Source organism: Streptomyces sp. NPDC058877 (assembly GCF_042742855.1).
In the GTDB taxonomy this organism is placed as follows: Bacteria; Actinomycetota; Actinomycetes; order Streptomycetales; family Streptomycetaceae; genus Streptomyces.
In genome coordinates this window covers 1-6,819 of the sequence record NZ_JBHYMF010000284.1, presented here as the reverse complement: position 1 = coordinate 6,819, position 6,819 = coordinate 1, and the positions used below count along the sequence as shown (strand labels likewise).

The window sequence follows — 6,819 nt, the reverse complement described above, 5'->3', positions numbered from 1 at the left end:
GTTCCGCTTCACGATGGCGGGCGCGTCGTCCGCCATCCGTCCTCCCCGCCGACGCGGGGGTGTTCCGCTTCACGATGGCGGGCGCGTCGTCCGCCATCCGTCCTCCCCGCCGACGCGGGGGTGTTCCGTTCGACCTGGAGCCGACCGACGCCCTGTTCGCGTCCTCCCCGCCGACGCGGGGGTGTTCCGGTGGCCGTAGTGGTCGCCCGGGACGCGCAGGGGTCCTCCCCGCCGACGCGGGGGTGTTCCGAACGTACGGCCTTCTTTACGGCCTCTTCGCTGGTCCTCCCCGCCGACGCGGGAGTGTTCCGCTTCGGGACCGGTTGAAGGAGAAGCGCCGCAGGCCCTCCCCGCCGACGTGGGGTGTGGTGTTCGGGCCCCGCGCAACCCAACCATCTGCAGGGTCACCACACCTGCTGCCACGATGCCGAGTGTGTCGCCCGAAGTGCAGCCCTCGATTCCTAAAACGACGGCGAACAGACCAACCGCGAGGGTGTCGAAGCTCTCATGCACAGGACCATTGTTCTTGCTCTGTGGCAGGACGACTGCGCTGAAAACGAGCGCGATGTCACCGATGGGAGCGTTGATGCAAAACCCGATTCTCAGTTCACGTGCTCGAAGAGCAGGCCGTCGACGATGGCTCCGAGCGCAGTCGACGCGAGCGAGACCACAGCCCAGATACCGACGGCCATGCCGAACTTCTGTGGCGGGTACACCGCCCTCAAAAGACCGAGTGCGTTGGGCGTCAGCAGTGCGGCAGAGAATCCTGGAGCGCGTGGAAGACGATGCCCCCTCGATCGATCCCGGCAGCCCGATGGCAACAGAGAAACGACGTCGACCAATCAGGTTGCTCCCCGCCTCGCAGCCAGTTACACAACGTATCCGACAGAACACCTCGCGAGGGGCTGCCCCCACATGCGACCAGGGCCGCCACGGGGCGCTCCTGGGGAGGATCTGGGGAGAATCCATAGCCCTGGGGAGCACGTGGGGAGAATCGACCGTATAACGCAACCCGACCCCGAAAGAGCCGTCCGCGCAGGTCAGGAGTAAACACAACCGCATCGATACAGGTCAGCACCACCCGGTAGACAACTTCATGACGTACGTGCCGAGATCGCGGGTAGGCACCCGGCCCGACCACCTCGGCGGAGACAAAGCCCCATTCGTCGCGCCGCAACCACCACGGGGCGACCAGCCGTCAGCCCCTACGACGCCACGAGTTCAACCCAGTATCCCCTCTGCAGGGCGCACACTGGCCCTACGTCGACAACCCGCTGCTGGTGCTGAAGAGGCTCCCGGGCTGCGAGAACCCAGATCCGGGTCCGATGGGGTAGCCCACGCTGTTTCGCACGTAGTGCGTCTCGCCGAAGATCCAGTAGAAGAGGTCGGTCAAGCTCCGCGGCCACAGCACCAGGCCAGCGCCACCGATGTAGCCGTGAGCGTTGCGCCTCGCCAGAGGCTTGAGCAGCTCGACGAGTTCCATACCGGCTTCCCGACCGGCGACGGCCGCGGTCGTCGCCGCAGTTACTAGATCTGCGAGCTGAAGGTGGGGAAGGTGGTCGGAGGGAGCCGTCACGATCGGCATGACCACGCGGTTCGGCTTCACGTAGGTGGTGCCGACCGTCGTGAGGTCCAGAGCCTCGGCCAGCCACTTGGTGTGATCCCGGTTGCCGCCGCCGGGGATGTCGGCGATGACGACCCCGCGCTCCTCCCTCGACTCCAGGTGCATCTCGATGCGCTCGTAGAGGTAGCCCAGGATCTCTCGCGCGACCCTCTCGTTCGGCCACCCGATCTGGCCTCGGTCCCAGATCACCACGGCCGTGCTGACACCGCAACTGGCGGCGATCTCCAGCATGCGACGGCGCGTGCGCTTCACCACCTCGCCACCGGCTCCCGCCATGAAGCTGCCCTTCGAGGAGTTCCACTTGAATTCCTCGCCGGCAGGCATGCCGAGCTCGGTCCGGAGCTCGTCGATCTGGCGGCTGTACGCCGCCACCTGGTCCTCCGGGAACATGACGGCGCCCACCGAGGCGAGTTCACCGAGGTGCTCCCGAGGCGGGCTCTGCTGCCCGCTGTCGTCGATGAAGATCAGCTGCACGTGCTCTCTCCCGTCCCCGGCCCAGCCACATCGGCCTGCGTCGCCTTCACGGCGCGCGCAGCCGTGGATCAGGAGCGTACGACGGGCCCGCATCTCGGAACCACGTAACCCCTCGGGCTGCGGAAGGGCTCTGGCCAACCCGCCCAGCGCGAGGTCCTCTCCGGCGGTCTCTTTTCGTGCTGGGGAAGGGCCTCTACCGGTGGGACTGGCCTTGTGGCAGTCGGCGCTGCTCCACGTGTTGAGACCTAAAGTGCGCTCAAGCAGTCCGAAATTCAGAACCTGTTCGGTACGGCCTGCGGGAGGGAATGATGGGCATGGCCCGTTCATTCTTCCGCTCCCCCGTCGCGGACCCTGAGTACGTGCAGCGAGCCCGCCGGCACCCACCCAGATCCCTCCTGCCGCTGATCGCGCGAACGAGCGCGCAGCGGCCGACGAAGGAGCAGTGGGCCACTGACCGCACCGGGCTATACGGCCATGGGGTCTCGTGGACGCGGCCTGGGTGTCGCTGGCACACGGCAACGAGCACCGTCAGAGGGCGGCCACCGAAGACGACCTGCGGCAGATCCTTGCCCAGCACGCTGCCTTGGACGACCCACTGCGGCACCTGCCCGTCGGCGAGCGCCCGGGCTGATACTGCCCCTGCAAGTGCAGCAGCGCAGTTCAAACGCTCGGCGTCGTGAATATCGCCATTGCAGAATCTCAGTTAGGCGAGCCCGTGCAGGGACATGGCTCTTTCCGGCCGCCGCTGCTGCGTGTGCCAGGTCCTCGGCGTACTGAGGGTGTACTCGTCCTTTGCTGGACCATGACGTCCACTCGAGAGCCTTCGGGTGCTTCGCAGCAGCCGATTGGTCCCCCGCTCCACGGTCCAAGCCCTGGCGACTCTCTCGTGCGCGTTGGATCGAGGCATGCTCCGTGGCGACCTGTCGGCCCGCCCCTCGCTTGTGTGCCAACTCACCGCCGCCGCGGGCCATCGGTCAGAGGTCCCCTCCGTGCCGACCAAGATCCGGGCCATACGCGGACCAGCCGCGTGCCGTTTGGCCGAATCGTGGCCCTTTCCGCTGGTCAGCGGCCATGCGAGGCGTGTACCACCAGCACACGAAGAATCTGCTGGTGTCCTACTCACCGAAGAAGCTCGGGTTCTTCTAGGGGCACGAAAGAAGGCACCTGACCTGGGCATTCGCCCGTCAGGCGCCTCTCTCTCGCACCGCATGGGAAGGGGACGCGTTTGCGCCGAAACTCCCAGTTCCACCCGCTCGTGTCCCAGTCCTGACCAGCACTTCCGGACCAGTCACGGACCAAACTCCGGACTCACCGCTCAGGCGTCTGACCGCGGCTGACGCGGTCCCACTCCTTCATGGACTGCTCGATGAGGCGGTCAAGGGCTGGCCCGTAAATGATCTTTGACTCGCCCCAGGCATGGCGGGTCGCCATACCGCCCGTCGGCCTATCCGGCAAGGGTGAGGCTGTGCATGCGGGCGATGCCGAGCATGGCGTGGTGAACGCCTTCGCCCTTGAGGCGGCAGTCGCGCAGGATCTTCCAGGTCTTCATCCTGGCGAGGACGTGCTCGACGCGGGCCCGTGCCGGTAGCAGGGCCACTCGGTCAGGTGCGGCAGCAGGCGAGACGGGAGCAACGGGGCGACACGATCCCACAGGTCATCAGACCAGTCCAACGGCCAAGCTCCTGAGCCGAACTCATTCTGAAGGGATCAGTTACATCGCATGGATGGTGGCCGTCCAGCCGCCGCGTTCGAAGGTGCAGGTGCCATCCGGATCTATGCGTACGGCCGCTCCCGAGATGGGCAGGTCGCCGTCAATGACGAGCCAGGTCCGGATGCGGTCCAGCTCGCCCCACAGGCGGCGGGGCCGCCCTGGTAGACGGTGGGCAGCTCGCGTGCGCCTGGTGCTGTGGCGCGGGCCCAGGAGCCGTCGGCGTGGAGCATGTAGGCAGTGCGGGAGCCGTCCTTGGTCGTCTCCATGCGGTGCCGAATGCCCGGGGCGATGAGTTCGAGGATGGAGCGGACATCCCATGCCGATGCCCGAGGCCCCGCGGGACGACTCTCCGCGGGGCCTCGGCGATCACCGGCTCAGATCACGAGCGGTGCCTCCGACCAGCGGCGCACCCGGTACGGCGCCCACCACAGGTGGTCGCCGAAGCGCAGGACGAGGGTCTCCGCCATGAGGTCGTCCAGGACCGGACGCCCGATCGCGTCGACGGTCGCGCCGTCGGTGAGGGCCGCGACGGCCTCGTGGTACTCCGGTTCGTCGATGGTGAAGCGGCGCAGCTCGCCGTAGCGCCGGTCGCGGACCTGGATGAACCCGGGGCCGTACCGGAAGACGCACTTGCAGATGTAGTACGTGGTGCGCCAGGCGAGCGCCGTCGCCACCGGGTCCGCGGTGCCGAGGACGGCGGTCGGGGGGTGGAGGTGCCCGAAGTGGCGCCAGGCGTCCGGGTCGGAGCCGGTGTGGATCTGCCAGTCGACCGAGACGGCCAGGCTGGAGAGGTCGCCCACGAAGCTCAGCGCCCTGACCGTCCAGGCCGCGTCGGCGGTGTCCGTCAGGTCCACGGGGCGGGGCAGGGTGACGTGCCGGGCCCCGGCGGCGAACAGCCGCCGGGCGGCCTCGCCGCCGGACATGTCGATCTCGAAGCGGCCCAGGGACATGGCGGGCAGAGTGCCCACCTCGGGGTCGTAGTCCCGTGAGGCGGTCACGGTGAAGGGGGCGGTGCCGGTGAGAACAGGAGTCATCGTCGTCCCTCGGTCGGGCGGTCGCGCGGTCGTCAGACGGTCGTCGGGGCGAGTTCCGCCTCGCGGGCGGCGGTGTGCCGCATGAAGTCGATCCGCAGGAACTCCTCGTTCAGGGCCGGCGGCGCGATCTGCACGAACTGCCCGCTGTCCTCGAACACGATGCCGAGCTCCCGCCACCGCTTGAGGACCCCCAGCAGGGCGGCCTCGCCGAAGTGGTGGTCCGCCTCCAGCTTGCGCGCGGCCGCCTTCACCGTGTGCGGCTGGTCGAGCAGCCGGAACAGGGCCAGTTCGCCCGGGTCGGTCAGTTCCAGGCGCGTCCAGTCGAAGGCCCGTCGCCTGCTGACCAGGACGATACGGTCCTCCAGGTCGCAGTGGGTGAGGCGGCTGCCGGCGTAGTTCCGCTTCCAGTGCCCGATGCCCTCGTCGAGCCGGGCGACGACGTCCTCGCCGATTCCCCGGGGCGGTACGTCGAAGACGTATGCCAGGTCGAACATCTCGGCGTCGGGGAGGTCGTAGGTGAGCCGGTACGGCTCGGCGGGGCGCAGCTCGGAGAAGCCGAGGCCGGGGTCGTTGAAGTACGGGCTGAACCGCTCGATCGCGATCCGGGAGGAGGGGCCCACGGGCGGGTTCAGGTGCTCCAGCGCGGCGAGCTGGTCCACCACGTCGTCGTAGTCCTCGGTGTCCTCGCCCGGGAAGCCGTGCAGGTAGTTCCAGGCGACCGAGAGGCCGACGGTGGCCGCGTCGCGGAGCATCCGCACGTTCTGGCCGCCGGTCACACCCTTGTCCATCAGGGTCAGCACCCGGCTGTTGAGACTCTCGATGCCCGGCTGGACGAAGATCAGCCCCGCGTCCGCCAGGGTCTGGAGCTGTCCCCGCCGCATGTTGGACTTGATCTCGATGTGCATCCGCAGGTCGTACCCGCTGTCGATGATGCGGGGCAGCACCGACTTCACGTACCCCATGTCCAGGATGTTGTCCACGACGTACATGTCCAGGACCCGGTGCCTGCGCGCCAGTTCCATGATCTCGTCGTAGAACACGTCGGGGCTCTTGCTGCGGAACTCCATGAACGAGCCGTTCAGCCCGCAGAAGGTGCAGTGGTGCTTCTCGCCCCACCAGCAGCCCCGCGCGCCCTCGACGACCAGCTTCGGCTCGACCCAGTTCCGGGCGTGGGAGGAGGCGAGCCGCTCGAAGTACCCGGCGTAGTCCGGCGGCAGGATGGCGGCGGGCGGCAGCGGCTTGGTGTTCATGGCGTTCACCACGGAGGTGCCGTCCGTGTCGCGCCAGCACAGCCCGGGGATCTCCGACAGCGGCTCACCGGCGTCCAGGGCTCTGACCAGCGCGGGGAACGACACCTCGCCCTCGCCGCGCAGTACATGGTCGACGAAGGGGAAGTTGCGGTGGACGGCCTCGCCCTGCTTGCCGTCGCAGTTGGCGCCGCCCATGGCCGTCACGATGTGCGGGGCGAGCCGCTTGACGTACTTGGCGGCCGCCAGGGCCGCGGTGTTCTGCTGGAACGTCGAGGTGAACCCGACGACGTCCGGGGCGAGTTCCACGATGCGTTCCGCGATGTGCCGGACGAAGTCGGGCGCGGTGACGTGCAGTGCCTGCGTCATCTCCATGCGGGCCCCGCGCACCCGGTTGGCCATCGCCTCGGTGAACTCGGGTACACGCCATCCGGGATCGTCGTAGAGCGCGGAGGAGAAGACCCAGTCGCCGCATCCCAGGAAATAGGAGCCGAGCGCGTAGTAGGAGTAGTCCTCCAAAGTGAATTCCGTATTCTTGGTGATCCAGTCCACGTATTCAATATTCGCGTGCAGAACGTCCGCCGTGGCGTTCGGCACGCGCTCGTCGACACTGCGCTTGAGAATTCCGAGAGCCAGCGACGGGAGATCGATCGGGGCCCAGGGCATGTTCACCAGGAGTACGCGCACGGCTCGCCTCTTCTCATGTGATCAGTGCACGGAATGACGTGT

4 protein-coding genes and 1 pseudogene are annotated in these 6,819 nt (G+C 67.7%); 1 reads left to right on the top strand and 4 read right to left on the bottom strand.

Going from position 1 to position 6,819, the window contains the following annotated elements:
* Nucleotides 1–1,258: 1,258 nt before the first annotated feature.
* The gene (locus tag ACFW2Y_RS33845) at nt 1,259–2,098 is read right to left on the bottom strand and encodes a DUF3800 domain-containing protein (RefSeq protein WP_384886996.1); all 840 of its coding nucleotides are present in this window, start codon (nt 2,096–2,098) and stop codon (nt 1,259–1,261) included.
* A gap of 484 nt (nt 2,099–2,582) precedes the next feature.
* On the opposite strand from ACFW2Y_RS33845, the gene ACFW2Y_RS33840 reads away from it, so the two are divergent.
* Nucleotides 2,583–2,729: a hypothetical protein gene (locus ACFW2Y_RS33840; RefSeq protein WP_384886993.1), complete on the top strand. Its 147-nt coding sequence runs from the start codon at nt 2,583–2,585 to the stop codon at nt 2,727–2,729.
* Between the two features lie 813 nt (nt 2,730–3,542).
* Here ACFW2Y_RS33840 and ACFW2Y_RS33835 read toward each other — a convergent pair.
* The 3 genes and pseudogenes from ACFW2Y_RS33835 to ACFW2Y_RS33825 form a co-directional block, all read right to left on the bottom strand.
* Nucleotides 3,543–3,677: pseudogene (locus tag ACFW2Y_RS33835) on the bottom strand (IS5/IS1182 family transposase); the annotation flags it as partial.
* A gap of 506 nt (nt 3,678–4,183) precedes the next feature.
* On the bottom strand, nt 4,184–4,843 hold the full coding sequence (locus ACFW2Y_RS33830; protein ID WP_384886991.1) for a DUF5825 family protein: 660 nt from the start codon (nt 4,841–4,843) through the stop codon (nt 4,184–4,186).
* A gap of 32 nt (nt 4,844–4,875) precedes the next feature.
* Nucleotides 4,876–6,777: a RiPP maturation radical SAM C-methyltransferase gene (locus tag ACFW2Y_RS33825; protein WP_384886988.1), complete on the bottom strand. Its 1,902-nt coding sequence runs from the start codon at nt 6,775–6,777 to the stop codon at nt 4,876–4,878.
* Nucleotides 6,778–6,819: the final 42 nt, after the last annotated feature.